We start from the raw sequence: 26,535 nt of genomic DNA, 5'->3' as shown, positions 1-26,535 counted from the left end.
TACCGTGGGACATCGAGGCCTCCTGGCGATGGTTGAACTGAACAGCTCCATCAAGCCAGGAGGCCTCTTCACACGCCCCGAAGTGTCACCAACGTCACGGCCGAGTACACCTAGCGCGCGACGGGCGCGTCCCGGGCGTCGGGCACCGGCAGGTCGGCCAGGCGAGGGGCTCGACGGAGGCTGGACGCCGCGGCACCCGCGAGGCTCGCGACGGCGCCGAGGCCGGTGAGGAGGACCGCCGCGCGGATCCCCACGGAGGCGGCGAGCACGCCGCCGAGGCCCGCGCCGATCGGCTGCCCGCCCCACGCGATCATGCGCGCCGTCGTGTTGACGCGGCCCTGGAGGTGCGCGGGCGTGACGGTCTGGCGGACGACGATCCCGGAGAGCGCCACGGTCGACGTCGCCGCCTGCCAGGCCGCGAGCACGAGCACCGCGACGACCAGGGACGCGACCGCGGACCATGCCGCCGTCAGGGCGACCTGCAGGGCGAGGGCCCCGATCGCGATGGCGCCGACGCCGAGCCGCCGCTGGATCGGATCGAGCGCGCGCGAGGCCACGAGGGTGCCGCAGGCGGCGGCGGCGGCGAGGATCCCGAGCGCCGGTCCGTCGGCCCGCTCGTCGAGCCCGCGGGCGATCATCACGACGAGCGTGCCCGTCACCGCTCCCCCGGTCAGGCTGCTGCCGGCGCCCACGAGCGTGAGGTCGCGGACGAGCGGTGCCCGGCGGATGTGCTGCAGCCCCTCCAGGATCTCGCGGCCGATGCGGCGCCGGGTCGTGGCTGCCGCGCGGGCGGGCGGGGTCCAGGTCACGCGCGTCATGAGCACGGCCGCGGCCGCGTAGCTCGCCGCGTCGAGCGCCAGGACGGCGGGCGCCCCCAGCCCTGCGACCGCTGGGGCCCCCGCGAGGGGCCCGGCGATGCCGATGACCGTGTAGGCGGTCGTCATGCGCGTGGTGGCGGCGCCCACCCGGTCGCGGCCGACGAGGGCGGGCACGGCGGAGAAGCTGGCGGCGTCGAAGAAGACGAACAGCGAGGAGACGGCCGCCGCGACGCCCACGAGGAGGGCCGGATGCGGTGTGCCGGCCAGCGCCGCGAGCGGGACGGACGCGGTCGCCGCGGCGCTCAGCCACGTGGTGACGAGCATCGTCCGCCGGGCGTCCCAGCCGTCCACGAGCGCGCCCACCGGCAGGGCGAGCACGAGGTACGGGAGCGCCTCCATCATCGCGACGAGCCCGAGCAGCGCGGGGTCGCCCGTGGTCGAGTAGACGAGCACGGGGAGCGCGACCGCCGTGAGCGCGTTGCCCGCCCAGGAGACGCAGCGCGAGACGACGTAGAGGTCGAACGCGCGCGGGCTGCCGGCCGCCTGCGCCCCGTCAGCCGCCGCCGCGTCAGCCATGGAGCAGCGCGTCCAGGGCCACGACCCCGTCGACCGCGCGGGAGCCGATGAAGTCGGTGGACGGCAGCGCCAGCAGCCGTCCGTCGCGCACGGCCCGCACGCCCGGCAGCCTCGCCTGGAGGTCGGCGCGCACGCTGTCGCGCTCGGCATCCGTCGAGTAGAGGTAGACGATCGTGGCGGGATCCCGCTTGGCGACGTCCTCGACGCTGACCTCCGCGTAGTACTGGTCGGCGGGGAGGGCGTTCTCGTACATGTTCCGGCCGCCGGCGCGCGTGACCACGTCGCTGTAGAGGCCGCGGGCGTCGGCGTACACGGATCCGTCGAAGACCTGCAGCACGGCGAGGTCGACCGGGTCCCGGCCCTGCACGCGCGCGTCCACCGCGGCGAGCTGCGACCGCTCGTCGGCGACGGCGCGGTCGGCCGCCTCCCCTGCGCCGAGCAGCGTGCCGAGCGACTGCAGGTCGGTGGCGGCGTCGTCGACGTGCCCGGTGGTGACCTGGCCGTGGCAGAAGGAGCTGATGACGTAGACGCGGATCCCGAGCGCGGCCAGGTCGTCGATGGTGGGCAGCTCGGTGCCGTCGAAGTGGTACTCGCCGTCGGCGACGATGAGGTCGGGGTGCGCAGCCAGCAGGGTCTCGCGGTCGACGGCGCCCGTCGCGAGGACGGGCACCCGGTCGTACGCGTCCCGGTAGCGGTCGAGCGGCGGCGACTGGTCGGTGAACGCCTGGCCGACGATCCGGTCGCCCGCGCCGAGCTCGAGCAGCATCTCGGTGACGGCGGGCCACAGCGACACGATGCGCTGCGGTCCGGCGGGGAACGCGAGCGTGCGGTCGCACGAGTCGACGGAGACAGGCCCTGCCGCCGGGGCGGCTGCCGGCGTGGCGTCGCCGTCGGCGGGGGCGGCCGTGCAGCCCGCGAGCAGGAGGGCGGCGGCGGTGGCGCCGGCGGCGAGGGCGAGGATCCGGGTCGTCGTGCGGTGGTGCGCGCGGGTGCGGGGGGTCATGGTCGTCCGTCCTGGGTGGGGGTCGTGGTGGGCGTGCTGAAGAACAGGTGGCGGCGGCCGGTGACGGGGTGCTCGCCGAGGTGCACGTCGACGCCGAAGACGTCGCGGAGGATCCCCGGCCGGAGCACCTCGTCGGGTGTGCCGCCCGCGACGATGCGGCCGTGGTGCACGACGTGGATCCGGTCGCAGTACGCCGCCGCGAGGTTGAGGTCGTGCAGGGCGACGACCACCGTCACGCCGAGGCCGCGCACGAGGTCGAGCAGCTCCAGCTGCGTCGCGACGTCGAGGTGGTTCGTGGGTTCGTCGAGCACGAGGATGCGCGGACGCTGCGCGAGGGCCGCCGCGAGCATCACGCGCTGGCGCTCGCCGCCCGACAGGGAGCGGACGGCCCGGTCGGCGAGGGCCGTCGCCCCCGTCCGCGCGAGGCAGGCGTCGTCGAGCGCGCGGTCGTCGTCGGTGTCGCGGTCGAGCGCGCCCTTGTGCGGCGTGAGGCCGGTGGCGACGACGGCGCGGACGTCGAGCGCGCCGTCGTCCCCGTGGTCCTGCGTGAGCGCGGCGAGGATGCGGGCGGAGTCGCGCGGCCGCATGCCGCGGAGGTCGCGGTCGCCGAGGAGGACCGTGCCGTGGGCGACGGGCAGGGCCCGGTACAGGGCTTTGAGGAGCGTGGACTTGCCGCTGCCGTTCGGCCCGACGAGCCCGACCAGCTCGCCGTCGCCCGCCTCGAGCGTCGCGGACGTCACGGGGGTCGCGCGGCCGATCCGCACGGCCACGTCCTCGATCGAGAGCCTCATCGGGTCCGCCCTCCGTCGGCGCGGAGCAGGACCGCCAGGAAGACGGGGACGCCGACGAGCGCGGTGACGATCGAGAGCGGCAGCTCCCGCGGCGCGGTGAGCGTGCGCCCCGCGAGGTCGGCGAGGACGAGGAACAGGCCGCCGACGAGCGCGGCGAGCGGCAGGAGGCGCCGGTGCGCGGGTCCCACGACGAGGCGGACGAGGTGCGGGGCGATGAGCCCGACGAAGCCGACGCCGCCCACCACCGACACGGCGGCGGCCGTGAGCAGCGCGGAGACGGCGAAGAGGATCGTGCGGGACCGGGAGAGGTCGACGCCGAGCGACGCCGCGCGGTCGTCGCCGAGGAGGAGCGCGTCGAGGGTGCGCCCGCCGGCGAGGAGACCGACGAGCCCGATCGCGAGCGCCGCGGCGGGCAGCGCGAGCGACGACCAGGTGGCGCCCGAGACGCTGCCGAGGAGCCAGAACAGCACGCCGGCGATCTGGTCGGGGGACGCCTGCAGCTGCAGCCAGCTGGTGAGCGCCTGCAGGAGCGACGAGATCGAGACGCCGACGAGCACCAGGCGCGCCGGATCCACGCGGCCGCCCCGCCGCCCGAGCGCCAGCACGAGCGCGAGGGTGCCGATGGCGCCCGCGAACGCCGCGCCGGTGACCCCGAGGGTCGCGAGGAACCCGGCCGCCGACGCGCCGACGACGAGCGTCGCCACCGCCCCGAGCGACGCGCCCGACGCGATGCCGAGCACGAAGGGATCCGCGAGCGGGTTCCGGATGAGGGTCTGCAGCACGGTGCCGGCGAGGGCGAGCGCCGCGCCCGTGACGAGGGCGAGCAGCACGCGCGGCGCCCGGTACTCCCACACGATCTGGTCGTCGATGGGGTCGATCCCTGCGCCGACGTCCGCGCCGACGGCGTGGTGCAGCACCACCTGCGCGACGTGCAGGGGCGACACCGACACCGACCCGATCCCCATCGCGACCGCCAGCACGAGCGGGGCCGCGATGACGAGGGCGGGGACGAGCACGCGGCGCACGGCGCGGGCGCGGCGGGGAGCGGGCGGGGTGGGGATCGCGGCGGCGGGTGGCGCGGTGGCCGTGGCGGCGGGTCCACGGGCGGGGGCTGTGGTCGGTTCCATGCGGCTCTCGGGTGGGGATCGTCGGGTGGGGATGGTCGTGCGGGCGTGGTCGGCGCGCGTCGCCTGCGGGCTCAGTGCGGGAGCGGGACCGGCCGCGCAGGTCGCGGCGGCGCGGGATCCGGCCCGCCGAGGAACGGCAGCGCGTGGGGCGCGTTCGAGCGGAGCCCGGGGACGATCACGCGCGTCACGTGCAGGCCGGCGCGACGGATCTCCGGCAGCGTCACGTCGACCGCGAGCACCTCCCGTCCCTGCGCCCGCAGCTCCTCGACCAGCTCGCCCAGCCGGTGCGGGCCGTCCCACCGGCCACTGACGTCGTCGAGCGGCAGGCGGTTGGTGATCGACCGCTCCAGCTCCTCGTGGAACGCCCGCTGGACGCCGGGGTCCAGGTGCAGCTGCAGGTGGCAGCCGTAGTCGACGACGTCGGCGAGGTCGGGCCGGTACGAGCGGCGGTAGGCGCGGTCCGCGCGCCAGGGCTTCAGCGGGCTGCGCGGGTCGCGCGCGGCGGCCATGTAGGGGCCGGCGGGATCGTCGAGGTCGGCCTGGAAGAGCTGCAGCTGGAGGGCCTCCCCGAGGGCCTTGCGGGCGGCGCGCCTCGGGAGGCCGCCGCTCGCCATGCCCAGCGTGAGGTAGCCGGTGCGGGCGTCGGCGAGGAGCGCCCCCACGATCGGCAGCCCGGACGCGTGCGGGAACAGGAACCAGCGGCAGGAGAGCGCGTCGGCGGGTCCGCGCGCGAGGTCGTGCAGGGCGCGCGGCACCTCGAGCTCGACGAGGCCGTCGCCGTCCGTCCACGCGCGCGTCATCGCGTCGCGCTCGATCACCTCGCCGAGGCCGCCCCACAGCGCCTCGTCGGCGGTGCGTCCGGTCGCGAGCCCGGCCTGCATGATGGGGTGCATCGCGGGCGGCACGAGGAGCGCGTGCGCGACCCAGACCAGCGATGCGGGGACGAGCAGGCGCTCCCCCGTGCCCAGCCGCTCGGCCTCCGTCCAGTCCACGACGGCGTCGTCGTCCAGCACCGCGACCGGCAGGAGGCCGCTCGCGTGCTGCGCGGCGGAGTACAGGGCGAGCGCGGTCGGACCCAGCACGGGCCGACCGGCGGCGCGGAGCCGCCGGGCCGACGACCGCACGAGCCCGGCGGGCACGAGGTTGCCGCAGTACCGCTCGACCGCTTCCCCGACGGCGGCGCCGAGCACGGCGTCCGGATCCGCGAAGGAGTGGCCGGCGCCTGACGCGTCGGACGCCCACGGGCAGAACGCCGTGGAGTCGGCGAGCACGGCGTGCGCGAGCTGGAACGCGGGCGGGAAGTGCGCGGGCGTCGCGCGGGGCTCGATGCGGCGGACGACGCCGGTGCGCGCGTCCACGAGGTCGGCCGGCGCGAGGTCGGCGGGCCTGAGGTCGGTCGGCGCGAGGTGGGCCGGCGCGAGACCGGCGGGCCTGAGGTCGGTCGGGCGTGCGGATGCGGGTGCGGGTGCGGGGTCCATCGGGCCTCTCATGCCAGGGGGATCGGGTCGGGGACGAGGTCGTCGGCGCTCGCCGGGATCCGGTCGAACCCGAGGCGCCGTGGCACGTCGAGGTAGCGGTCGGATCCCCGCAGCGGGTAGGCGGGCGGCCCGTTCCCGACGAGCCCGGGCACGACCACCCGTACGACCTCGAGCCCGGCGAGCCGGACGTCGGGCGTGGTCAGGTCGACGGACACGGCGCGGAGCCCCAGCCGGGCGAGCGCCTCCAGGTGCGCGTCGAGCGGGTCGGCCGCGTCGATCCGCCGGAGGGACTCGAGGGGCGCGGATGCGGTGGGCCGCAGCCGGTCGAGGTGCGCGCCGTTCATCCGCGGGTCGAGGTGCAGCTGCGCCACGGGCGGCAGGTCGGTGAGGCGCGCGTAGTCGGGGCCCGCGTCGTCGAGGTAGCGCCGGTCGGCGCGGTACGGCAGGAACACGTGCTCCTCGATGCCGCCGGCGCGCACGGCGCGCCACACCTCGCTCGTCGGGTCGACGAGCTGCCGGGTGAGCTGCAGGAGGCCGAGCGCCTCCACGAGCGCCTTGGTCGCCGCGTGCTCCGGCGTGCTGCGGCAGGCGCTGCCGAACGCGACCATGCGGGATCCGTCGTCGTGCTCCTCCTCGAGGAACGCGGCGACGACGGGCGCGGGCGACTCCGACGGCACCTCGAGCAGGCGCACGCGGACGGCCGGTGTCGTCGGGTCGTCGGGCCAGCCGAGCGCGCCCGTGATCCTGCCGCCGTCGTCGAGCGCGCGCGTGGAGGCTCCGCTCGCCCACCAGATGACGGAGGCGTCGCGCTCCCACAGCTCCTCGACCGCGTTCCGCACGGCCATGCGGCGGTCGGATCCCGCGGCGATCCCGGAGTAGGCGAGCGAGTGGCGCGGCACCTCCCGGGCGCGGGAGCCGTGCACGAAGTCGAGCCAGGCGAGGGAGGCGGGCACGAGGACGGGGCCGCCGTCGTGGAGGTCGACGCCGTGGGCCCAGAGCACCTCGTCGTGCCGCGTGGACGGCTGGAAGGGGAAGCCGGGTGCCGCGTGCTGCGCGGGCGAGTAGAGGGCGAGCTCCTCGGGATCCACCGCGCGTGCCCCGCCGGCCGTGAGCGACGCGTGCGATCCCCGGACGAGCCGCTCGGGGACGGCGTTGCCGCAGTAGCGCTCGACGGCCTCCCCGCACGCGGCGAGCCGTGCGGGCACCGGGTCGCCCGCGGAGGCGCCGAAGCCGAAGCCGTCGGCCCGCCACGGCGCGAAGCGGTCCGCGCGGGAGACGGTGGCGCCGTGCCCGACCCAGGCGAAGGGCAGGCGCGGGTCGACCGGCTGCCGCGCGAGCGAGGTGATGAGGCCGGTCCGCGCGTCGACGAGGTCCGCGACGCTCACGATGCGGATCCGCTCGTCGGGTCCGCGGGGCCCACGGCGTCGGCCGGCTCGCCGCCCGCCCGCCCGCCGTCCGGGGTCGGGGCCGTGCCCGCCGCGATCGGCAGCACCAGCGTGAGCGGGGACGCGGCGCCGAGGATGACCCGCTGCCGCACGGGCGACTGCGTCGTGGACGTGCACCGCTCCCCGGGCGGCCCGCCGAGGTTCCGGGCGAGGCGCGGCGCGTCCGCTCCGGCGAGCTCCAGCACGAGGACGGTGCCTGCGGGCAGGAGGGCCGCGACGGGACCCAGCGGGATCCCGATCCGCACCCCCTCGTGCGGACCGGCGACGGTCGCCTCCCCCACCGCGAGCTCCTGCTCCGCGCCGTCGCGGTCGCGGGCGAGCAGCCGCGCGATCCAGTCGGTGCCGGGCGCGTCGGATCCGCTCGTCAGCTCGACGGCGACGTCCCCGGTGAGTCGCAGCGGCGCGTCGAGCGGCCGGGTCACGGCGCGCACCGCGTCGGGACGCGACGCGAGGGCGCGGCGGTCGACGCCCGGGTGCCGCGACGGCCGCGGGTCCCGCGGGTCGTGCACGAACGCGAGCGCGCCGCCCGTCGTCCATGCCACGCGGGTCGGCGTGTGCGGCGGCGGCCAGGCGTCGTGGTCCTCCCAGCCGGATCCGCGCACGTGCACGCGGGCGCGCCGGGCCGCGAGGGTGCCGTCGAGGGCGTCGCGGATCCAGTCCACGAGCATGCGGCCCCACGGGATGACGGCGTCGTCGCCGTGGTCGAGGTCGCCCACGCGCCCGGACCCGCTGCCCACGAGGTCGTGCTCCCAGGGGCCGACGAGGAGGTGCGACGGCGTGCCGGGCACGTCGGATCCGGCGACGCCGTGGTGCTCGAGCGTCTCCGGGAGCAGCAGGTCGTGCCAGCCGCCCACGTGCAGGGTCGCGGCGGTCAGGGCGGCGAGCTCGGCCCGGGTGATCTCCTCCCCCGTGCGTGCACCGGCCCCGTCATCCACGATCCCGGCCCACGACGGCAGGTGCGCGCCCATCTCGCGGGGCAGGTCGACGACGGGCAGGTGCCGGAGGAGCCCCGGCCGCTCGCGGAAGACGAGCGCCGCCAGGCCGTCGCGGCTCGTGCGGGAGTCGCCGCGTTCCAGCCACCAGGACGCGTGCTCCGCGAGCCGGAGGATCCCGCCGCCGCCGAACTTGGTGCGGGCGAGCGACATCGACGGGCCGAGGGACACGACCGCGCGGACGGCCGACGGGCGCTCGACCGCCATGGCCCACGCGGTGTAGCCGGAGTACGAGCCGCCGTGCGCGATGACGCGGCCGTCGCTCCAGGGCTGCGCGGTGACCCAGTCCACGAGGGCGGCTCCGTCGGCGCGCTCGCCGCGGTACGGCGCCCAGGTGCCGTCGGAGTCGTGGCGGCCGCGGACGTCCTGCACGACGAAGGCCCAGCCGCGCTCGCGCCAGCCACGGCCCTCGGCGAGGTGGCGGGAGCGGCCGTACGGGGTGCGCGTGACGACGCAGGGCACGCGCGCCCCGGGTCCGGCGGTGTGCGGCACGTGGGCGTCGTGCACGAGCACGGCGCCGTCGGATGCGCGCAGCGGGACGCCGAACCGGTCGTGGCCGGTCACCGCTCGCCCGGGGCGGTCGGGTGGGCGGCTCCGAGCGGAGCGGATGTCGGGGAGGCAGCGGAGGCGGGCGGGCCCGCGAGGTCGACGGGCAGCGGCAGCACGGGGTGGCGCTCGACGAGGCCGGACGCGACCACCACCGTGTGCTCGTACCGGATCGCGGGCCCGGTCGCGTGCTCCTCCCCGCCCGCGTGCGCCTCCTCGCGTCGGCCGCCGGTCGTGCGGGACAGGTGCTCCGCCAGCTCGTGGATGACGATGCCCGCGGCGGCGGCGGCGGCGCCCGTGCCGACCCCGTGCCAGGCGTCCGGCGGCGCGATCCCGGCGGCGGCACGCGCGTCGGCCTCGCGCCAGAGCCGGTCGAGCTCCTCGACCACGCGATGCGCGGCGCGCCGACGTCCGCGGTAGTCGGCGTAGGTGACGGCCCCTTCGCCGCCCGGGGCCTGCAGCGGCCCGACGACGAGCAGCTCGCCCTCCTGGTGCACGCGGTGCCAGGGCAGCCCGGTGCGCGCGAGCTCCCCGCCGAGGGTTGTCCAGGCGGCGTCGGGCTGCTCGGGTGCGACGGAGACGAGGGCGGACGCGGTCGCGGGGACGTCGTCGTCCGGCGCGAGGGCCACCGAGCTCTCGCCGAGCAGGGCGTGCAGGGCGTCGGCGACCGGGCCGGTGCCCTGGACGGCGACCATGCCCGTGCCAGGGAGCGGCCGCGGGCGGTCGGCCCGGCGCGCGATGAGGGCGCCCCGATCCCGCAGCAGGCGGACGAGGGGCGCGCCCGCGTCCTCCCCGGCCGCCGGGTCGTCCGGATCCGTCACCCCGCCCGCGGCGAGGCGCGCGACGACCTCGGCGACGAGCGCGTCGGGGCCGCTGACACGGTGGAACTCCAGGGCGGGGGTCACGTGCCGCCACTCGTCGACGGCGACGCGGTAGAGGCGGTGGTGCGGGGCGAGGTGGAGCATGCGGTCTCACGTTCGGTGGCGGCGGCGCGGGCCGGGCGGCGGATGCGGGCGGACGTCGTCCCGGCCGGCGCGCGGGTGCGCGCCGGTCGGCTTCCCTCTCCTAGTGCTGGAGAGCGAAGGGGTTGTGGACGAGGGCGTTCGTGCCCGGGCCCTGCGGTGCGCTGAGCACGTCGTCGCCGGCGATGGCCTCGACGGCGAAGGGGTTGTGGACGAGGGCGTTCGTGCCCGGGCCCTGCGGCGCGCTCAGCACGTCGTCGCCGGCGATCCTGGTGATGGAGACGTCATTCATGTCGTCATCCTCTCTCTCTAGTATCGAGAACCATTCTCAATACGGGGGAGACGATAGGGCCACCCGGATCTCCGCCGGATCCGCTGTCCACAGGTAGCGTCGGCCCATGGGGATGTTCCAGGTCGTGCAGGCGCGGCCCCACGACGCGGACCGGCTGTGGGCCCTGCTCGAGGAGGACCACCGGGAGCGCGCGACCGTGACCGGCGATCCGGACGAGGCCGCGTCCCACGACGTCGACCCCGTCGACGACGCCCTCGCCGCGCGACCCGGTGATCCGGCCGACGGCACGCTGCCGCTCCTGGAGTCCCGGCGCGGCCGCGTCGTGGCGCTCGTGTCGGATCCCGCGCGTCCCGTCCTCATCGCGTACTCCGGGATCCGCGCGGTCGGCTTCGCCCTGATGGACCGCAACGGGGTCGGCGGCCGCGCGTTCACCTCCGCGGGCTGGCGCGGGCTCGGTGTCGAGGAGGAGATCCGGGCCGCCGCTTCCCTACTGCTGCGCTGACCCGCGCGACGCCGCGCCGCTAGCCGATGGGCAGCAGGTAGGTCGGGGTCGGGACGGCGATCACGGCGGGTGCCGCGGTGGGGAGCCCCGTCGCCGGGTCGAGCCGGAAGGACGCGACCGTGCCGGATCCCTGGTTCGCGACGTGCAGCCGGTCGTCGACGATCGCGTGGTGGCGCGGCGTCGCGCCGCCGCAGTCGAACGCGGCGACCGGCGTGAGCGCGCCGTCGACGGCGATGCCGACCACCGCGATCCGGTCGGAGCCGCGGAGGCCGACGTAGGCGAGCCGCTCGTCGGCGGACACCTGCACCTCGGCGGCGGAGTCGCGGGCATCGGTCTCGGACGCGCACACGGTGGACCAGGCGACGCGCCAGGTCGCGCCCTGGCCCTCGAGCGCGTGCAGGGTGCCGTCGAGCTCGCCGACGAGGAGAACGCGGCCCGACGACAGGAGGGCCATGTGCCGGGGCCCCGTGCCCGCGGGGAGGGCGACGGCGCCGATCCGGTCGAGGCGGCCGTCGTGGAGGGCGTGGACGTGCACCGTGTCGGTGCCGAGGTCGGCGCTGAGGACGATGCCGCCGCCGACGTGGAGCGTGGCGTGCGCGTGCGGGCCGTCCTGCTGCGGGCGGGGGCCGGATCCCTCGGCCGTCAGGAGCTGCGTCGCCTCGCCGAGGGTGCCGTCGCCCGAGAGCGGGTGGACGGCGACGGTGCCGTCGCCGTAGTGCGCGGTGAGGAGCACGCCGTTGACCACGTGCAGGTGGCAGGGGCCGGATCCGCCGCTCGGCTGCCCGCCCGCCCACTGCAGCGATCCCACGGGACCGTGGCGGAACGCCTCCACGCGGTCGGCTGCCTCCCCCACCGCGTAGACCATGTCCCCGTGCGCGAGGAGGAACGAGGGCGACGGCGTCTCCACGGCGGTGCCGACGACCGCGAGGTCGCCCGTTATGGGGTCGACCGCGAGAGCCGTGATGCCGACGCCCGATCCGCCGGCGTCGGCGGTGTAGCCGCCCGCCCACATCGAGACCTCGGGCACGGCGGCTTCCTCGGGCGTCATCATGGTCCTCACCCTACGGGTCGCGTCCGACGCGGCGCGGGCGGGCGGGCAGCGGGCACGCCGGCGTCAGTAGCCCGAGGACGGCTCCACGATGCCGACGAAGTCGCCCGTGCGGAGGAAGCCTTCCGTGTTGAGGCGGATCCGCTCGGCCAGCAGCGGCCGGACCATGTCCGGGGTGTCGGCGGTGTGCGGCGTGACGATGCACCGCTGCTCGGAGAACAGCGGGTGGCCGTCGGGCAGCGGCTCGGGCGACGTGACGTCGAGGCCCGCGCCGTGGATCGCGCCCGAGCGGAGCGCGTCGACGAGCGCGTCGGGGTCGACGAGCGCGCCGCGGGCGATGTTGACGAGGACCGCCGTGTCCTTCATCGCCGCGAGCTGCGCGGCGCCGATGAGCCCGGCGGTGTCGTCGGTGCTGGCCGCGGCGAGCATGACGACGTCGGCGCTCGCGAGCACCTCGTCGAGCCGGTCGGCCGTGATGGTGCGATCCGCGCCCTCGACGGGGTCGCCGCTGCGGCGCACGACCGTGACCGTGCAGTCGAACGGGGCGAGCAGCCGGATGTACTCCAGCGCGATGCCGCCGGCGCCGACCACCACCACCTCCGCACGGTAGAGCGAGAGGCCGGCGGAGGATCCCCAGGACGTCGCCCGGGCGCGCTCCGGCAGCTGGCGCAGGGTCGCGAGGGTCAGCGCGAGCGCGTGCTCGGCGACCGGCTCGGAGTAGGCGCCCTTGGCGCTCGTCCAGACGAGGTCGGGCCGGTCGCACGCGCGGAGGGTGTCGGCGAAGGCGTCGACGCCCGCGAACGGCAGCTGCACCCACTGGACCTGCGGGTTCGCGGCGAGCGTGTCCGTGAGCTCGGCGGCGCGGGTGATGGACAGCCAGACGATGCCGCGGGTCTCCTCGGAGAGGTCGGCCACCTCGCCGCCGGCCGCACGGACGGCCTCGAGGTATGCGTCCTCGGTGCGCGGCAGCATCGCGATGGGGCCGGGCGCCGGACGCGCGTCGCCCGTGAGGCGGTGCGGGGTGGCGCCGTCGACCGCGCGGTGGACGCGGCGCGGGGCGGATGCGGATGCGGTGGTGTCGGTCATGTGCGGGGCCTCCGGGGATGCGGGACGCGGGCGGGCGGTTCGGGGGATCGCAGCACGACGTCGGGGCCGGCTCCGTCGGGCGCGGGCTCGGCGGCCATGCGCGACTCGGCGAGGCCCTGCACGTACGGGTGCGTGGGATCCGCGAGCACGTCGTCGATCGCGCCGTAGCCCACCAGCGTGCCGCGGTGCAGCACGGCGAGGCGGTCGGTGAGGCGCTCGACGACGGCGAGGTCGTGGCTGACGATGAGGGCGGAGAAGCCGCCTCGGGACTGGAGGTCGCGCAGCAGGTCGAGGACGGCGACGCGGCTCATGACGTCGACGCCCGAGGTCGGCTCGTCGGCGATGAGGAGGCGCGGGCCGAGCACGAGCGCGCGGGCGAGGGCGACGCGCTGGCGCTGGCCGCTGGAGAGCTCGTGCGGGTAGCGGTCCTGCGTGCCGGGCGGCAGGTCGAGCGCCGCGAGCAGGGTCACGACGCGGCGCGCGGCGACCTGGCTGTCGAAGCGGCGGTCGCGGGAGAAGATCGGCTCGGCGATGGCCTCGCTCGCCGTCAGCTGCGGGTGCAGCGTGGTACCCGCGTCCTGCGGCACGTAGCCGATGCCGTACGTGGTGCGCGTGCGCGCCCGGCGGCCCATGCGGCGGAGGCCCTGGCCGAGCACGGAGGCGTCGCCGCCCGTGATCCGCGGCACGGCTGCCCCCTCGTCGCCCGACGGGACGAGACCCGCGAGCACGCGCGCGAGCGACGACTTCCCGGATCCGCTCGCGCCCACCACGCCGAGCACCTCGCCCGGCATGATCCGCAGCGTGATCCCGTCGACGGCCGGCGGCGTCTCCGCCCCGCGGCGGGCGGGGTACGCCAGCCGCAGGTCGCGGGCGTCGAGCACGGGCTCGGCGGATCCGCCGTCCGCGTCGGCGTCTCGGGGGGTGTGCGTCATGCGCTGCTCCGTCCTCGGCGTGGTCGTGCGGTGGGCCGGCGTGACCGGCCGCACGACGGGTGCGGGTTCCGACCCATCATGCCCGGGGTGGGCCGGGCCCCGCTCGGAGCCCGTCAGCCGGCGGTCCGCTCGGCGGCCCGCAGCGCGTGCAGCCGGGCGCGGCGCTCGGCCTGCTCCGCGGGATCCGGGACGGGCAGCGACGCGAGGAGGCGCTGCGTGTACGGGTGCTGCGGGTTCCCCAGCACCTCGGCGCCCGTCCCCTCCTCCACCAGCTCACCGCGGTAGAGCACGGCGATCCGGTCGGCGAGCAGGTCGACCACGGCCAGGTCGTGGCTGATGAAGAGCGCCGCGAACCCGAGCTCGCGCTGCAGTTCGGCGAAGAGCTCCAGCACGCGCGCCTGCACCGACACGTCGAGCGCGCTCGTGGGCTCGTCGGCCACCAGCAGGCTCGGCTCGAGCGCGAGGGCGCGGGCGAGGCTCGCGCGCTGGCGCTGACCGCCGGAGAGCTCGTGCGGGTAGCGGTCGCCGAAGGCCTTCGGCAGCTGCACCGCTTCCATCAGCTCGTCGACGCGGGCGCGCGCGGCCTGCGGGGACCTCGCGCGTCCGTGCACGATGAGCGGCTCGGCCACGCACTCGGCGATGGTGAGGCGCGGGTTGAAGCTCGTCGCCGGATCCTGGAACACGAACCCGATGTCGGCGCGCTGCGTGCGGAAGTCGCGCTCCCGCACGCCGAGCATCTCGGTGCCGAGGACCCGGAGGGATCCGCCGGTCACGTTGGTCAGGCCCGCGATGGCGCGGCCGATGGTGGTCTTGCCCGAGCCCGACTCCCCCACGAGCCCGAGGACCTCGCCGGCCTCGATGCGCAGGTCCACGCCCTTGACGGCGCGGAACGCCGGGCTCCCCAGGCGCCCCGGGTACTCGATCTCGAGCCCCTTCGCGACGACCACGGGGGCCGCCTCGGTGGCCGACGCCGCCCGCGCGCGGGTGCGCACCGCGGCGCGCTCCACCGTCGCGGCGACGCCCTCGCCGAGCTTCGGGACGGACGCCAGGAGGTTCCTGGTGTACTCCTCCTTCGGCGACGCGAAGAGCGTGGCGACGTCGGCCTGCTCCACGAGCCGCGAGCGGTACATGACGGCCACGCGGTCGGCGAGGTCGGCCACGACGCCCATGTTGTGCGTGATGAGGATGACGGCCGCTCCGAACTCGTCGCGGCAGCGGCGCAGCAGGTCGAGGATCTCCGCCTGCACGGTCACGTCGAGAGCGGTGGTGGGCTCGTCGGCGACGATGAGGCCGGGATCCAGGACGAGCGCCATCGCGATGACCACGCGCTGCTTCTGCCCGCCCGAGAACTGGTGCGGGTAGTGGTCGACCCGGGTCTCGGGATCCGGGATGCCGACGCGGCGGAGGATGTCGATCGCCTTCGCGCGGCCCTCCTTCTTCGAGACGCGGCCGTGGGCGCGCAGGCCCTCGACGATCTGCCAGCCCACCGTGTGCACGGGGTTCAGCGCCGTCGACGGCTCCTGGAACACCATCGCCACGTCGCGGCCGCGCGCCTGGCGCAGCTGGTCGGCGGAGATGGACAGCACGTCGACCGCGCCCGCGCCCTTCCGGTCGCTGAGGAGCACGGCCCCGTCGGTGACGGCCGTGTCCGGCAGGAGGCCGAGGATCGTGCGGGCGGTGACGGACTTGCCCGACCCCGACTCCCCCACGATGGCGAGGATCTCGCCGGGCGACACGGTCAGGGACACCCCGTCGACCGCGCGGACGTCGCCGCCGTCGGTCGCGAAGGTGACGCCGAGGTCGCGGATGGAGACGACGTCGCTCATGCGGCCACCTTCTTCGTGTCGGCGCGCTTGCGGGCGCGCAGCTTGGGGTCGGAGATGTCGTTCACGCTCTCGCCGACGAGCGTGAGCCCGAGGACCAGCAGCACGATGGCGACGCCGGGGAAGACGCCCGTCCACCAGACGCCGCTCGCGGTGTCCGCGAGCGCGCGGTTGAGGTCGTAGCCCCACTCGGCGGCCGACGTCGGCGAGATGCCGAAGCCGAGGAAGCCCAGGCCCGCGAGCGTGAGGATCGCCTCGGAGGCGTTGAGCGTGAGGATCAGCGGCAGCGTGCGGGTGGAGTTCCGCAGCACGTGCACGAACATGATCCGCGGCGTCGACGTGCCGATGACCTTGGCGCTCTCGACGAACGCCTCCGCCTTCAGCCGCACGACCTCGGCGCGGATGACCCGGAAGTACTGCGGGATGTAGACGACCGTGATGCTCACGGCCGCGGACAGGATGCCGCCCCACAGGCTCGACTGGCCGCCGTTCAGCACGATGCTGACCACGATGGCGAGCAGCAGCGTCGGGAACGGGTAGATGGCGTCGGCGATGACCACGAGGATCCGGTCGAGCCAGCCGCCGAGGTAGCCGGAGACCACGCCGAGCAGCACTCCGACGAACAGCGAGAGGATCACGGCGATCACGACGACGGACAGCGCGGTCTGCGTGCCCCAGACGACGCGCGAGAACACGTCGTATCCGCCGACCGTGGTTCCCCAGATGTGCGTGCCGTCGGGCGCGGACTGGCGCGGGAACGACCCGCTGTCGTCGCGGCCCTGCGCGAAGCCGAACGGCGCGATGACGGGCGCGAGCGCCGCGAGCAGGATGAAGATCCCCGTGATGACCATGCCGGCGACGAGCATGCCGCGCTGGAGGCCCACGCTCTGCCGCACGTGCGAGACGAGCGGGAGGCGCTGGAACAGGGTGCGGCGTGCCGGGGCGGGGGCGGGGGACGTGGTGGTGGCGGTCATGTCAGTACCTCACTCGCGGATCGATGAGCGCCGCGACGACGTCGACGATGAAGTTGGTCACGGCCACGATCACGGCCAGCAGCGCCACGATCCCCTGCACGGCGACGAAGTCGCGCGCCGCGAGGTACTGCGCGAGCTGAAAGCCGAGGCCCCGCCACTCGAACGTGGTCTCCGTGAGCACCGCGCCGCCGAGCATGACGGCGATCTGCAGGCCCACGACCGTGATGATCGGGATGAGGGCGGGCTTCAGCGCGTGCCGGGTCGTGAGCCGGAACTCGCCGACGCCGCGCGAGCGCGCCGCGTCCACGTACTCGGTGCCGAGCGTCGAGATGACGTTGGTGCGCACGAGCCGCAGGAAGATGCCCGCGGTGAGGAGCCCCAGCGCGAGCGCCGGCAGCACCGCGTGCTCGAGCACGTCGCTGACGGCGGTGGGGCTGCCGAGGCGGAGCGCGTCGATCAGGTAGATGCCGGTCGGGTTCTCCAGCCGGCCGAGGGCCACCTCGACGCGCGTGTCCGCACGGCCGGACAGCGGGAGGATCCCGAGCCAGACCGAGAACACGAGCTTGAGGAGCAGGCCCGCGAAGAAGACGGGCGTGGCGTAGGCGAGGATCGCGAGGATCCGCAGCACGGCGTCGGGCGTGCGGTCCTTGTAGTAGGCGGCCACGAGGCCGAGCGGGATGCCGATGAGGAAAGCCACGATCAGCGAGTAGATGACGAGCTCGAGCGTGGCCGAGCCGTACTGCAGCAGCACCTCGCTGATGAGCCGGTTGTCGGTGAGCGAGCGGCCGAAGTTCCCCGTCGCGATCTGGCCGAGGTACTCGAGGTACTGCACGATGATCGGCCGGTCGAACCCGGCGGTCGCGAGGCGCTCCTGCAGCTGCTCGGGCGTGAGGCGGTCGCCCACGGCGGCGGAGATCGGGTCGCCCACGATGCGCATGAGGAAGAACACCAGCGTCACGAGGATGAACACGGTCGGGATGATGAGCACGGCGCGGATGAGGATGTACTGGCCGAGCCCGATCCCCTGCTTCCGGGCCTTGGGCTGCTGCGCCCCGGGGGGCGCGGACGCGGGGATCGCGTCCGGGATGACGGTCACGGAAGTGGTGCCTTTCGGGTCGTCGTGCGGGTGGTGCGCCGGGTCGGGATGCCACACGGGGCGGCATGGGGATGGGGCGTCCCGCCGCAGCGGGACGCCCCATCCGAGGAGGCCTTCAGCCTAGGAGACGGCCTCCGTCGGGCCGGCTAGCCCTTGGTGATCGGTGCGTAGCGGAACTTGAAGGAGGCGTCGAGCGTCACGCCCTTCACGTCCTTGCCGGCCACCGCGACCTGCGAGCCCTGGAGCAGGGGCAGGGTCGGCAGGTCGGCGGCGACGTCGTCCTGGATCTGGCCGATGAGCTCGGCGCGCTTCGTGGAGTCCGCCTCCGACAGCTGCTGCGTGATGAGGTCCGTCACGGTGGGGTTGTCGTAGTGGTTCTTCACGAAGGACTGCGGGGAGAAGAACGGCGTCAGGTAGTTGTCCGCGTCCGAGCAGTCGGGGAACCAGCCGAGCTGGTACGCCGGGTACTCGTCGTTGACGCGGGCCTTGCTGTACTGGTCCCAGATCGTGGACTGCAGGTTGACCTGGAACAGGCCGGTCGCCTCGAGCTGCTGCTTGATGAGCGCGTACTCGTCGTCCGATCCTGCGCCGTAGTGGTCCGGGTTGAACTGGAGCTGCAGCGCGACGGGCGTCTGCACGCCCGCATCGGACAGGGCCTTCGCGGCCTTGTCCGCGTCCGGCCCGCCGTTCCCGTCGCCGTAGACGCCCTTGAGCGCCTCGTTGGCGCCGGAGAGGCCGTCGGCCACGTAGGAGTAGAGCGGCGTGTAGGTGCCGTTGTAGACCTGGGTCGACAGCTCCTCGCGGTCGACGAGGTCGGCCGCGGCCGTGCGCACGGCGAGGGCCTTGGCCTCGTCGGCCTCGCCCGTCGTCTTGCCGAAGGGCTGCGTGTTCAGGTTGAACGTGATGTAGCGGATCTCGCCGCCGGGGCCGTCGATGACCTGGACGGAGTCGTCCTTCTTGAGGTCCGCGATGTCGGTCGCGCCGAGCGAGCGGCCCACGACGTCGATCTCGCCGTTCTGCACGGCGAGCTTCATCGTGGTCTCGTCCGCGTAGTAGCGCGCGGTCACGCCGCCGTTCGCGGGCTTCGGCAGGACGCCCTGGTAGTCGGCGTTGGGCGCGTACGCGACGAGCTGGTTGAGCTGGAAGTCGGTGATGACGTACTGGCCCGCGAAGGCGTTCGCCGCGACGATGTCGGCCGGGTCGGCGAGCTTGTCGGCCGGGAAAACCTCCTCGTCGACGATGGGGCCGGCGGGGCTGGAGAGCACCTGCTCGAACGTCTGGTCGTTCGCGGTCTTCAGCGTGAAGACGACGGTGGTGTCGTCCGGCGCGGCGACGGACTCGACGTTCGCGAGCAGCGACGACGGGCCGTTGCCGTTGTCGGCGCCGTTGGCCGCGATGGTCGCGATGCGGTCGAACGTGTACTTGACGTCGCTCGCGGTGAGCGCGTGGCCGTTCGCGAACTTCAGGTCGGGCTTCAGCTCGACCGTGAACTCGTTCGGCGAGGTGTACTCGCCGGAGACGGCGAGGTCGGGCTCGACGTCCGGGCTGCCGTACGGGCTGTTGAACAGGAAGGGGTAGACCTGGTTCTGCACCGCGAACGAGCCGTTGTCGTAGGAGCCGGCGGGGTCGAGCGAGAGGACCTTGTCGGTCGTGCCGACGACGATGGAACCGCCGCCTGAGGCGCCGTCCTCGGCGAGCGGGTCGCCGGATCCGCCGGAGCAGCCGGCGAGGACGAGGGCCGCGGCGGAGAACCCGGCCGTGGCGAGCAGGACGCGTGAGCGCCGGGAGAATGCGGACGTCATGTTCCGAGTGCCTCTTTCATGAAGGGGATCGCGCCCGCGACGGGTGAGACACGGACGCTGTGCTGTGCATGATTTCTAACACACGGGAAACAGCAGCCCCGACCCCGGGGACGCGCGGAGACGCTTCTTCACACGAATGCAACATGGCCCGCGCGACGGGATCCGTCGTGGGACGCGGTCCACGCGGACGGATCGCGCCTATTCGCGGAGCGCGCGGCGTTCGGCCTCGACCTGCATGAGCTCGCGCTGGATCTCCTGGTACCGCTCGCGCTCGTGCGTCGCGTCCGTGCGCTGCAGCCGGCCGATGAGGTCGGCCTTGCGCCGCAGCAGGTCGCGCCCGACGAGCTCGGCCGTGACGCCCTTCACGTAGACGGCCAGCTTGTCGGCGTCGCCGCGGTTCGGCAGCGGTGCGACGCCGAGCTGCTTGACGAGCGTCGCGAACGACTCCGGCACCTCGAGGGCCACGCGCGAGAGCCAGTCGGCGCCGCCGAGGGCGTCCATGCTCCCGATGACGCCGTCGCGGACGACCGCGAGGCTCTCGTTGACGAAGGTCACCTGCGCGGCGCGCATGACGAGGTCGTTCCCCACGAGCTCGGGGTGCTGCAGCATCGCCATGAGGGCGTCGCGCTCGAGGCGGGTCGCGAGGTCGGTCGGCAGGTCCATGAGCGACATGGAGCGGGACGCGTCGCCTGCGCCGTCGTCGTCCGGGCCGTGCCCGCCCTGCGCGTGACGGCCCTGCGGCGCGCCGCCCGACCGGTCGGCGCCGTCGGCGGGCATGCTGCGGCCCGCGGTCTGGACGGCGCGGCCGACCTCGGTGAGGTCCATGCCGAGCCACCCGGCGAGCTCGCGCGCATAGCCCGGGCGGAGCGACGGGTCGCGGATGTCGGCGACCACGGGCGCGGCTGCCCGGAGCGCGGCGACCCGGCCCTCGACGGTCTCGAGGTCGTGGTCGGCGAGGATCTGCTTGATCGCGAACTCGAACATGGGCTTCTTGCCCTGGATCATCCGGCGTACGGCGTCGTCGCCGCGCGTGAGGCGGAGGTCGCACGGATCCAGGCCCTCGGGCCCGACCGCGACATACGTCTGCGCGGCGAAGCGCCGCTCCTCCGAGAACGCGCGCATGGCGGCCTTCTGGCCTGCGGCGTCGGGGTCGAAGGTGAAGACGACCTCGCCGAGGCCACTGTCGTCGCCGAGCACGCGGCGGAGCACCTTGATGTGGTCGACGCCGAACGACGTGCCGCACGTGGCGACCGCCGTGGTGATCCCCGCTAGGTGGCACGCCATGACGTCGGTGTAGCCCTCGACCACCACGACCTGCCGGCCGCGGCTCACGTCGCGCTTGGCGAGGTCGAGCCCGTAGAGCACGGAGCTTTTGTGGTAGACGGGCGTCTCGGGGGTGTTGAGGTACTTGGGGCCCTTGTCGTCCTCGCGGAGGCGCCGCGCGCCGAAACCGACGGTGGCGCCCGTGAGGTCGCGGATGGGCCAGACCAGCCGACCGCGGAACCGGTCGTACGCGCCGCGGTCGCCCTGGCTGAGGAGACCGGCGGTCACGAGCTCGGCCTCCGCGTAGCCCTTGGCCTTGAGGTGCGAGGAGAGCGCGTCCCAGCTCTGCGGGGCAAAGCCGACGCCGAAGCGCTGCGCGGCGCCCTGGTCGAAGCCGCGCTCCCCGAGGAAGGTGCGGCCGATCTCCGCCTCCTCGGATCCGAGCTGCTCCACGAAGAACTCCGCGGCCGCCTCGTTCGCGCCGAGCAGGCGCGACCGGTTGCCCTGGTCCGTGGCCGCCTGTCCGTCCTCGTAATGGAGCTGGTAGCCGATGCGCTGCGCCATGCGCTCCACGGCCTCGGCGAAGGTCACGTGGTCCATGTGCTGCAGGAACGTGTAGACGTCGCCGCCCTCGCCGCAGCCGAAGCAGTGGTAGAAGCCGACCTGCGGCCGCACGTGGAAGCTCGGGGTGCGCTCGTCGTGGAAGGGGCAGAGGCCCTTGAGCGATCCGACGCCGGCGGACTTGAGGGTGACGTACTCCCCCACCACGTCGCCCAGGTTGACCCGGGAGCGGACCTCGTCGATGTCGTTCTTGCGGATCAGGGCCATCGGCTCATCCTACGACCGGCGTCCGCGGCGAGCCGCGGCCCTGCGGGCATCAGCCGAGCCGGCATCAGAAGACGGGCCGGGCGCACAGGCGCTCGTACCAGGAGATGGCCGACTGGTCGGTGAGGCTGGCGACCTGGTCGACGATGACGCGCTTGCGCGCCCCGTCGTCCGCGGCCTCGCGCCAGTCGCCCGCGAAGCCGGGGTCGAGCTCGTCGGCGCCGCGCGCGTGCAACGCGTCGGCGAGGCCCGCGAGCACCTCGCGCTGGCGGGCGTAGATGGGCTGGCGCGTGTTCTTCGACATCACGAACGCGGCCACGATGCCCTTCAGCACGGCGATCTCCGCCTGGATCGCCCGGGGCACCACCACGTGCGCGCCGAAGCGGATGAGGCTGCGGTCGGTGTGCGTGGCGCGCGTGAGCTGCGTGGCGGCACCCGCGAACCGGCCGATGAGCTGGCTCGTGAGGTCCTTCAGCGCGGCCTGCGCGCCGCGGCCGCCGTCGTACTCGTCCACCCAGACGTCGAGGGAGTCGAGGCGGTCGAAGGCCTGGATGAGCTCCTCGTGCGAGTGCGCGCCGCCGATCCACGCGACCATCGAGTCGACGAGCTCCTCGTGGTCGACCCGGGCGCCGAGCGCGCGCACGTCGACGTAGCCGCCGACGATGGCGTCCTCGAAGTCGTGCACCGAGTAGGCGATGTCGTCGCTGAGGTCCATGACCTCGGCCTCGATGCACTTGCGGCCGGCGGGCGCGCCCTCGCGCAGCCACTCGAACGCGGCCACGTCGTCGTCGTAGAAGCCGAACTTGCCGCGGCCCGAGGGGTCGGGCACCGACTGCGAGCTCGGCCACGGGTACTTGCAGCTCGCGTCGAGGCTCGCGCGCGTGAGGTTGAGGCCGTAGGGCCGGGCCTCCGGCCCGATGACCTTGGGCTCGAGCCGCGTGAGCAGGCGCAGCGTCTGCGCGTTGCCCTCGAAGCCGCCGATGTCGGACGCCCAGTCGTTGAGCGCCCGCTCGCCGTTGTGGCCGAACGGCGGGTGCCCGATGTCGTGGGCGAGGCACGCGGTGTCGACCACGTCGGGATCGAGGTCGAGGCTCGAGGCGAGCTCGCGGCCCACCTGCGCCACCTCGAGGGAGTGGGTGAGGCGGTTGCGCGCGAAGTCGAGGCCGGCCATGGGGCTCAGCACCTGGGTCTTCGCGGCCAGGCGCCGGAGCGCGCTGGAGTGCAGGAGGCGGGCGCGGTCGCGCGCGAAGTCGCTGCGACGGGACGAGTGCTGCTCCGGGTACCAGCGCTCGGCGTCGGTCTCGCTGTACGTGGACCTCGTCGTCATGCCCTCAGCCGCCACTGTTGTGGATCTCCCCGTCCGCGATCTCCATCGCATCCTGCGCGTCGATGTCGCGGCTCTCGAGCCACCGGTCGGGCAGCGCCGTGCGCTTCATGCTGCCCTGGCGGCCGCGCGCGCCCTCGGCGCCCGCACCCGGGTACGGCTGGTCGCGGTCGAGCGTGGCGAGCAGGCCGTCGATCTCCGCGAGCGAGGACGCGGAGGCGAGCGCTGCCCGCAGGTCCCCGCCGACCGGATAGCCCTTGAAGTACCAGGCCACGTGCTTGCGTGCGTCGCGGCAGCCCCGCTCCTCGCTCTCGAAGAACTCGGTGAGGAGCTCGACGTGGCGGCGGAAGGTGTCGGCGACCTGGCCCTGCGAAGGGTGGGCGCGGGGCGTGTCCGCAGGATCGAGGCCGGCGGCGCGAGCGTGGAACGCGGCGGCGAGGTCGCCGAAGAGCCACGGGCGGCCGAGGCAGCCGCGGCCGACGACCACGCCGTCCGCGCCGGTCTCGTCCATCATGCGGATGGCGTCCTCCGCGGCCCAGATGTCGCCGTTGCCGAGGACGGGGACGTTCCGGATGGCCTGCTTGAGCTTCGCGATGGCCGACCAGTCGGCGTGGCCGCTGTAGTAGTCCGCGGCCGTGCGCGCGTGCAGCGCGATGGAGGCGACGCCCGCGCCCTCGGCGGCGCGCCCGGCCTCGAGGTAGGTGAGGTGGTCGGCGTCGATGCCCTTGCGCATCTTCACGGTGAGGGGGATGTTGCCCGCCGCCTTCACGGCGCCCTCGACGATGTCGGTGAAGAGCCCGAGCTTCCACGGCAGGGCCGCTCCCCCGCCCTTGCGCGTGACCTTGGCGACCGGGCAGCCGAAGTTGAGGTCGATGTGGTCGGCGCGGTCCTCCGCGACGAGCATGGTGACGGCCTCGCGCACGGTCTTCGGATCCACCCCGTAGAGCTGGATGGAGCGCACCTTCTCCGACGGGTGGTGCGTGATGAGCCGCATGGACTCGGGCGTGCGCTCGACGAGGGCGCGGCTCGTGATCATCTCGCTGACGTAGAGGCCGGCGCCGAACTCGCGGCAGAGGCGCCGGAACGCGGTGTTGGTGATGCCGGCCATGGGCGCGAGCACCACGGGCATGTCGAGCGGGATGCCGCCGATGCGCAGGGCGGGCTCGGCGGAGGGCGCGGGGGCGCCGGGCGCGTCGGCCGCGGAGGGGACGGGGGCGAGGGTCGGAGAGGACATGACGGCTCGATTCTCCCAGACGGGACGGCGGGCGGCGGACGCGGAGCGCGATGCCCGCGGGGACCAGGCGGCGGGCGCCTGGGGAGGGACGGTCAGATGGCGAGACCGGCGTCGATCGCGTCGCGGACCCGCGCGAGGTCGGCGGCGGCGGACGCGTCGGCGGAGGAGTCATCAGCGGCCGGGGCGTCGACGGCGGAGGCGCCGGGCACCAGGCAGGAGTCGCCCTCGCAGACGGCCGCGTCGACGGATCCGCGCATCGTGAAGGGGGACGCGGCGACGGGCAGCGCGCCGGTGGCGGGTGACGGGCTCATCGCGTCGCCTCCTCGCCCGCGACGACGCGGACCGTGTCGCCGTCGCGCGCGGCCAAGGCCTCGCCGAGCGCGGAGGTGAACACCGACGGGTCCTGCGCACCGGAGATGCCGAAGCGCTCGTCGATCACGAAGAAGGGAACGCCCTGGATCCCGTAGGCGAGCGCCTGCGCCTGGTCGGCGCGCACGTCGTCGAGGTGACGGTGCGACTCCAGGGCCTCGCGCACCTCGTCGGCATCGAGGCCGACCTCGACCGCGAGCTCGACGAGGTCCGGCACGCGGCCGACGTGACGCCCCTCGGTGAAGTACGCCTTCAGCAGCCGCTCCACCATCTCGAGCTGCACGCCGCGCACGCGCGCCAGGTGCAGCAGCTCGTGCGCGAGGACCGTGTTGGTGTGCTGCAGCGCGTCGTAGTCGTAGGCGAGGCCCTCGGCGGCGGCGAGCCGGGTCATGTCGTCGAGCATCGTCGCGACGCGGTCGGCCGGGATGCGCTTGTGTCCCGCGAGGAAGTCGACCTCGGTGCCCTGGAAGTCGACCGGGGTGTCGGGGGCGAGCTCGAACGAGCGGTAGGTGATCGCGATCTCCGGGGCGTCGGGCGTCCGGGCCTGGAAGTCGCGCGCTCCGCGCTCGAAGCGGCGCTTGCCGACGTAGCACCACGGGCACGCGATGTCCGACCAGACGTCGACGCGGATGGCGGGCAGGGCGGGGGCGGTGGAGTCGGTCACGGGTGGGCAACGCGTCGGGAAGGCGGGGCATTCCCGCGGCGTTGCCCGAGCATGGCCGACATCTCCCCCTCTCCCGTCCCGTCCGGATCCGACGACGCCGCCCCCCCCCCCGCGGCCGCCAGCGCGTGCTCGATCACGCCGCCCGCCTCGGCATCGACGTCGAGGTCGTGGACCGCCCGGACGCCTCGTCGCTCGAGGAGGCCGCGGCCGGCCTCGGGATCGAGGCGTCGCACCTCGTGAAGTCGCTCGTGGTCAAGCGGCACGACGGCGCGCTGCTCATCGCGCTCGTGCCGGGCGACCGGCAGATCAGCTGGTCGAAGCCGCGCGCGCTCGTGGGCGTCAACAAGCTGTCGATGCCGGCGCCCGAGGTGGCGCTCGAGGCGACGGGGTACGAGCGCGGCACCATCACGCCGCTCGGGGCCGACGGCGACCTGCCCGTCTACGCGGACGAGCGGATCGCGGGCCGGCGCATCGGCATGGGCGCAGGCGAGCACGGCGTCTCCGCCCTCGTGGACGCCGACGCCCTCGTGGCCGCGCTCGGCGCGACGGTCGGCGACATCACCGACGAGCTGACGATCCGCCGCCTCTGACCCGCGTGGTGCCGCGCCCGCACGTGTCGTGGCGCGCGGCGTCGCACCGCGAGCGGATGCGCCGACCACGACTCAGCGGTCGACACCGGGCGCATCGTCCGCGCTTGAGAATCCGAAGACCGCAGCGCCCTGGGCCCAGGGAGGCCGCCCGGGTAGCGTGCCACCATGACCGAGCAGCAGCCGTACACCGTGGTGCGTGAGGAGTCCTCCTTCCAGGTGCGCCGATACCCCGAGCACGTCGTCGCGGAGGTCACTGTCCGCGCCGACTTCGACGCCGCCGGCAACACGGCGTTCCGAGCCCTGTTCGGCTACATCAGCGGGGCGAACGCCGCGGGCGGGAAGGTGGCCATGACGGCGCCGGTCGTCCAGGCCCCGGTCTCGCAGGAGATCGCGATGGCAGCACCCGTCGTCCAGACGGCGGGGCAGGACGCCGGGAGCCATGTCGTCGCGTTCGTCCTCCCGTCGACGTTCACCGAGGCGACGGCTCCTGCGCCGACGAGCCCCGAGGTCTCCCTCCGGACGGTCCCCGAGGCGCTCGTGGCGGCCACGACCTACTCCGGCCGCTGGACGCGGGCCCGCTACGACGAGCGCTGCGAGGAGCTCATCGCTGCCTTGGCCGAGGCGTCGATCACCACCCTCTCCGCACCCCGCTTCGCCCGGTTCGACCCGCCCTACAAGCCCTGGTTCCTGCGACGCAACGAGGTCCTCATCGACGTCGCCGGCTGATCGCCTCCGGTCCCCTCCGTCCGATCACCCGGACGGCGCGCACGACGTGACCTCCCGCGGGGCGGCATCGTCCGCCGCGACCCGGCACCCCTCGCGGCCGGACGACGGTGGCTCTCCGCACCGGTGCGCCCTAGCTGTACTGGGTCATGACGTTGGTGACACTCGGGCCGCGGGCGTGAGCCCGTGGCTTGAGTGGATTCGTTCAGTGTTGTAGTGCTCGATGAAGGGGTCAAGCGCGTCGGCGCGG

At 74.6% G+C, this 26,535-nt stretch carries 24 protein-coding genes and 1 pseudogene; 3 read left to right on the top strand and 22 right to left on the bottom strand.

Annotated features, from left to right (window positions below):
- Positions 1-110: 110 nt before the first annotated feature.
- The 9 genes from HDR73_RS03475 to HDR73_RS03435 form a co-directional block, all read right to left on the bottom strand.
- The gene (locus HDR73_RS03475; RefSeq protein ID WP_012298944.1) at positions 111-1,394 is read right to left on the bottom strand and encodes an MFS transporter; all 1,284 of its coding nucleotides are present in this window, start codon (positions 1,392-1,394) and stop codon (positions 111-113) included.
- A complete protein-coding gene (locus HDR73_RS03470) occupies positions 1,387-2,397 on the bottom strand; it encodes an ABC transporter substrate-binding protein (RefSeq protein WP_012298943.1) in 1,011 nt (336 codons plus the stop codon). The genes HDR73_RS03475 and HDR73_RS03470 overlap by 8 nt, the downstream gene beginning before the upstream one ends.
- A complete protein-coding gene (locus HDR73_RS03465) occupies positions 2,394-3,188 on the bottom strand; it encodes an ABC transporter ATP-binding protein (RefSeq protein ID WP_012298942.1) in 795 nt (264 codons plus the stop codon). The genes HDR73_RS03470 and HDR73_RS03465 overlap by 4 nt, the downstream gene beginning before the upstream one ends.
- Positions 3,185-4,315, bottom strand: a complete 1,131-nt coding sequence (locus HDR73_RS03460; RefSeq protein WP_086935898.1) for a FecCD family ABC transporter permease — start codon at positions 4,313-4,315, stop codon at positions 3,185-3,187. The genes HDR73_RS03465 and HDR73_RS03460 overlap by 4 nt, the downstream gene beginning before the upstream one ends.
- Before the next feature lie 71 nt (positions 4,316-4,386).
- Positions 4,387-5,793 (bottom strand): YcaO-like family protein, encoded by a 1,407-nt coding sequence (locus HDR73_RS03455; RefSeq protein ID WP_049791910.1) that lies wholly within the window; start codon positions 5,791-5,793, stop codon positions 4,387-4,389.
- A gap of 8 nt (positions 5,794-5,801) precedes the next feature.
- The gene (locus tag HDR73_RS03450) at positions 5,802-7,178 is read right to left on the bottom strand and encodes a YcaO-like family protein (RefSeq protein WP_012298939.1); all 1,377 of its coding nucleotides are present in this window, start codon (positions 7,176-7,178) and stop codon (positions 5,802-5,804) included.
- Complete coding sequence (locus HDR73_RS03445; protein ID WP_012298938.1) at positions 7,175-8,794, bottom strand: CocE/NonD family hydrolase; 1,620 nt, start codon at positions 8,792-8,794, stop codon at positions 7,175-7,177. The genes HDR73_RS03450 and HDR73_RS03445 overlap by 4 nt, the downstream gene beginning before the upstream one ends.
- Positions 8,791-9,741 carry a hypothetical protein gene (locus tag HDR73_RS03440; protein ID WP_012298937.1) on the bottom strand — a complete coding sequence of 317 codons (951 nt, stop codon included), beginning with the start codon at positions 9,739-9,741 and terminating at the stop codon, positions 8,791-8,793. The genes HDR73_RS03445 and HDR73_RS03440 overlap by 4 nt, the downstream gene beginning before the upstream one ends.
- A gap of 100 nt (positions 9,742-9,841) precedes the next feature.
- Positions 9,842-10,030: a streptamidine-related RiPP repeat protein gene (locus HDR73_RS03435; RefSeq protein WP_012298936.1), complete on the bottom strand. Its 189-nt coding sequence runs from the start codon at positions 10,028-10,030 to the stop codon at positions 9,842-9,844.
- Between the two features lie 106 nt (positions 10,031-10,136).
- On the opposite strand from HDR73_RS03435, the gene HDR73_RS03430 reads away from it, so the two are divergent.
- Entirely contained in the window at positions 10,137-10,532 is a 396-nt protein-coding gene (locus HDR73_RS03430) for a hypothetical protein (protein ID WP_041464522.1), read from the top strand.
- A gap of 19 nt (positions 10,533-10,551) precedes the next feature.
- On the opposite strand, the gene HDR73_RS03425 is transcribed toward HDR73_RS03430, so the two are convergent.
- From HDR73_RS03425 to HDR73_RS03370, 12 genes are all read right to left on the bottom strand, one after another.
- On the bottom strand, positions 10,552-11,583 hold the full coding sequence (locus HDR73_RS03425) for a lactonase family protein (RefSeq protein ID WP_012298934.1): 1,032 nt from the start codon (positions 11,581-11,583) through the stop codon (positions 10,552-10,554).
- Positions 11,584-11,646: 63 nt separating this feature from the next.
- A complete protein-coding gene (locus HDR73_RS03420) occupies positions 11,647-12,552 on the bottom strand; it encodes a D-isomer specific 2-hydroxyacid dehydrogenase family protein (RefSeq protein WP_012298933.1) in 906 nt (301 codons plus the stop codon).
- A gap of 110 nt (positions 12,553-12,662) precedes the next feature.
- Positions 12,663-13,598, bottom strand: a complete 936-nt coding sequence (locus HDR73_RS03415) for an ABC transporter ATP-binding protein (protein WP_012298932.1) — start codon at positions 13,596-13,598, stop codon at positions 12,663-12,665.
- A gap of 113 nt (positions 13,599-13,711) precedes the next feature.
- Positions 13,712-15,424 carry a dipeptide ABC transporter ATP-binding protein gene (locus HDR73_RS03410; RefSeq protein WP_012298931.1) on the bottom strand — a complete coding sequence of 571 codons (1,713 nt, stop codon included), beginning with the start codon at positions 15,422-15,424 and terminating at the stop codon, positions 13,712-13,714.
- Positions 15,421-16,395 carry an ABC transporter permease gene (locus HDR73_RS03405; protein WP_012298930.1) on the bottom strand — a complete coding sequence of 325 codons (975 nt, stop codon included), beginning with the start codon at positions 16,393-16,395 and terminating at the stop codon, positions 15,421-15,423. The genes HDR73_RS03410 and HDR73_RS03405 overlap by 4 nt, the downstream gene beginning before the upstream one ends.
- Before the next feature lies 1 nt (position 16,396).
- The gene (locus HDR73_RS03400) at positions 16,397-17,491 is read right to left on the bottom strand and encodes an ABC transporter permease (RefSeq protein ID WP_012298929.1); all 1,095 of its coding nucleotides are present in this window, start codon (positions 17,489-17,491) and stop codon (positions 16,397-16,399) included.
- 146 nt (positions 17,492-17,637) lie between these two features.
- Positions 17,638-19,293: an ABC transporter substrate-binding protein gene (locus HDR73_RS03395; RefSeq protein WP_012298928.1), complete on the bottom strand. Its 1,656-nt coding sequence runs from the start codon at positions 19,291-19,293 to the stop codon at positions 17,638-17,640.
- A 198-nt stretch (positions 19,294-19,491) separates the two neighbouring features.
- On the bottom strand, positions 19,492-21,384 hold the full coding sequence (gene dnaG / locus HDR73_RS03390; protein WP_012298927.1) for a DNA primase: 1,893 nt from the start codon (positions 21,382-21,384) through the stop codon (positions 19,492-19,494).
- Positions 21,385-21,448: 64 nt separating this feature from the next.
- Positions 21,449-22,708, bottom strand: coding sequence for a deoxyguanosinetriphosphate triphosphohydrolase (locus tag HDR73_RS03385; RefSeq protein WP_012298926.1), 1,260 nt, complete (start codon positions 22,706-22,708; stop codon positions 21,449-21,451).
- Between the two features lie 4 nt (positions 22,709-22,712).
- Entirely contained in the window at positions 22,713-23,939 is a 1,227-nt protein-coding gene (gene dusB, locus HDR73_RS03380; RefSeq protein ID WP_012298925.1) for a tRNA dihydrouridine synthase DusB, read from the bottom strand.
- 92 nt (positions 23,940-24,031) lie between these two features.
- Positions 24,032-24,250: a hypothetical protein gene (locus HDR73_RS03375; RefSeq protein ID WP_012298924.1), complete on the bottom strand. Its 219-nt coding sequence runs from the start codon at positions 24,248-24,250 to the stop codon at positions 24,032-24,034.
- Positions 24,247-24,972: a DsbA family oxidoreductase gene (locus tag HDR73_RS03370; protein ID WP_012298923.1), complete on the bottom strand. Its 726-nt coding sequence runs from the start codon at positions 24,970-24,972 to the stop codon at positions 24,247-24,249. Before HDR73_RS03370 ends, HDR73_RS03375 begins: the two co-directional genes overlap by 4 nt.
- 125 nt (positions 24,973-25,097) lie before the next feature.
- Here HDR73_RS03370 and HDR73_RS03365 point away from each other — a divergent pair, with 125 nt between their 5' ends.
- Both HDR73_RS03365 and HDR73_RS03360 read left to right on the top strand, forming a co-directional pair.
- On the top strand, positions 25,098-25,562 hold the full coding sequence (locus tag HDR73_RS03365) for an aminoacyl-tRNA deacylase (RefSeq protein WP_086935956.1): 465 nt from the start codon (positions 25,098-25,100) through the stop codon (positions 25,560-25,562).
- 165 nt (positions 25,563-25,727) lie between these two features.
- A complete protein-coding gene (locus HDR73_RS03360) occupies positions 25,728-26,288 on the top strand; it encodes an SOUL family heme-binding protein (protein WP_012298921.1) in 561 nt (186 codons plus the stop codon).
- Positions 26,289-26,432: 144 nt separating this feature from the next.
- Here the strand turns inward: HDR73_RS03360 and HDR73_RS03355 are convergent.
- Positions 26,433-26,535: pseudogene (locus HDR73_RS03355) on the bottom strand (IS481 family transposase); the annotation flags it as partial.

Origin of the sequence: Clavibacter sp., from assembly GCF_014802555.1 — a bacterium.
Classification (GTDB): Bacteria; Actinomycetota; Actinomycetes; order Actinomycetales; family Microbacteriaceae; genus Clavibacter; species Clavibacter sepedonicus.
Note: the sequence above shows the minus strand (reverse complement) of the source record. Positions and strands in the feature narration are given on the sequence as shown.

Bases quoted from the DNA above. Each gene is read 5' to 3' on its own strand.
- HDR73_RS03475 (WP_012298944.1), bottom strand. From the start codon at position 1,394: ATGGCTGACGCGGCGGCGGCTGACGGGGCGCAGGCGGCCGGCAGCCCG.
- HDR73_RS03470 (WP_012298943.1), bottom strand. From the start codon at position 2,397: ATGACCCCCCGCACCCGCGCGCACCACCGCACGACGACCCGGATCCTC.
- HDR73_RS03465 (WP_012298942.1), bottom strand. From the start codon at position 3,188: ATGAGGCTCTCGATCGAGGACGTGGCCGTGCGGATCGGCCGCGCGACC.
- HDR73_RS03460 (WP_086935898.1), bottom strand. From the start codon at position 4,315: ATGGAACCGACCACAGCCCCCGCCCGTGGACCCGCCGCCACGGCCACC.
- HDR73_RS03455 (WP_049791910.1), bottom strand. From the start codon at position 5,793: ATGGACCCCGCACCCGCACCCGCATCCGCACGCCCGACCGACCTCAGG.
- HDR73_RS03440 (WP_012298937.1), bottom strand. From the start codon at position 9,741: ATGCTCCACCTCGCCCCGCACCACCGCCTCTACCGCGTCGCCGTCGAC.
- HDR73_RS03435 (WP_012298936.1), bottom strand. From the start codon at position 10,030: ATGAATGACGTCTCCATCACCAGGATCGCCGGCGACGACGTGCTGAGC.
- HDR73_RS03430 (WP_041464522.1), top strand. From the start codon at position 10,137: ATGGGGATGTTCCAGGTCGTGCAGGCGCGGCCCCACGACGCGGACCGG.
- HDR73_RS03425 (WP_012298934.1), bottom strand. From the start codon at position 11,583: ATGATGACGCCCGAGGAAGCCGCCGTGCCCGAGGTCTCGATGTGGGCG.
- HDR73_RS03420 (WP_012298933.1), bottom strand. From the start codon at position 12,552: ATGCTGCCGCGCACCGAGGACGCATACCTCGAGGCCGTCCGTGCGGCC.
- HDR73_RS03415 (WP_012298932.1), bottom strand. From the start codon at position 13,598: ATGACGCACACCCCCCGAGACGCCGACGCGGACGGCGGATCCGCCGAG.
- HDR73_RS03410 (WP_012298931.1), bottom strand. From the start codon at position 15,424: ATGAGCGACGTCGTCTCCATCCGCGACCTCGGCGTCACCTTCGCGACC.
- HDR73_RS03405 (WP_012298930.1), bottom strand. From the start codon at position 16,395: ATGACCGCCACCACCACGTCCCCCGCCCCCGCCCCGGCACGCCGCACC.
- HDR73_RS03395 (WP_012298928.1), bottom strand. From the start codon at position 19,293: ATGACGTCCGCATTCTCCCGGCGCTCACGCGTCCTGCTCGCCACGGCC.
- dnaG (WP_012298927.1), bottom strand. From the start codon at position 21,384: ATGGCCCTGATCCGCAAGAACGACATCGACGAGGTCCGCTCCCGGGTC.
- HDR73_RS03385 (WP_012298926.1), bottom strand. From the start codon at position 22,708: ATGACGACGAGGTCCACGTACAGCGAGACCGACGCCGAGCGCTGGTAC.
- dusB (WP_012298925.1), bottom strand. From the start codon at position 23,939: ATGTCCTCTCCGACCCTCGCCCCCGTCCCCTCCGCGGCCGACGCGCCC.
- HDR73_RS03375 (WP_012298924.1), bottom strand. From the start codon at position 24,250: ATGAGCCCGTCACCCGCCACCGGCGCGCTGCCCGTCGCCGCGTCCCCC.
- HDR73_RS03360 (WP_012298921.1), top strand. From the start codon at position 25,728: ATGACCGAGCAGCAGCCGTACACCGTGGTGCGTGAGGAGTCCTCCTTC.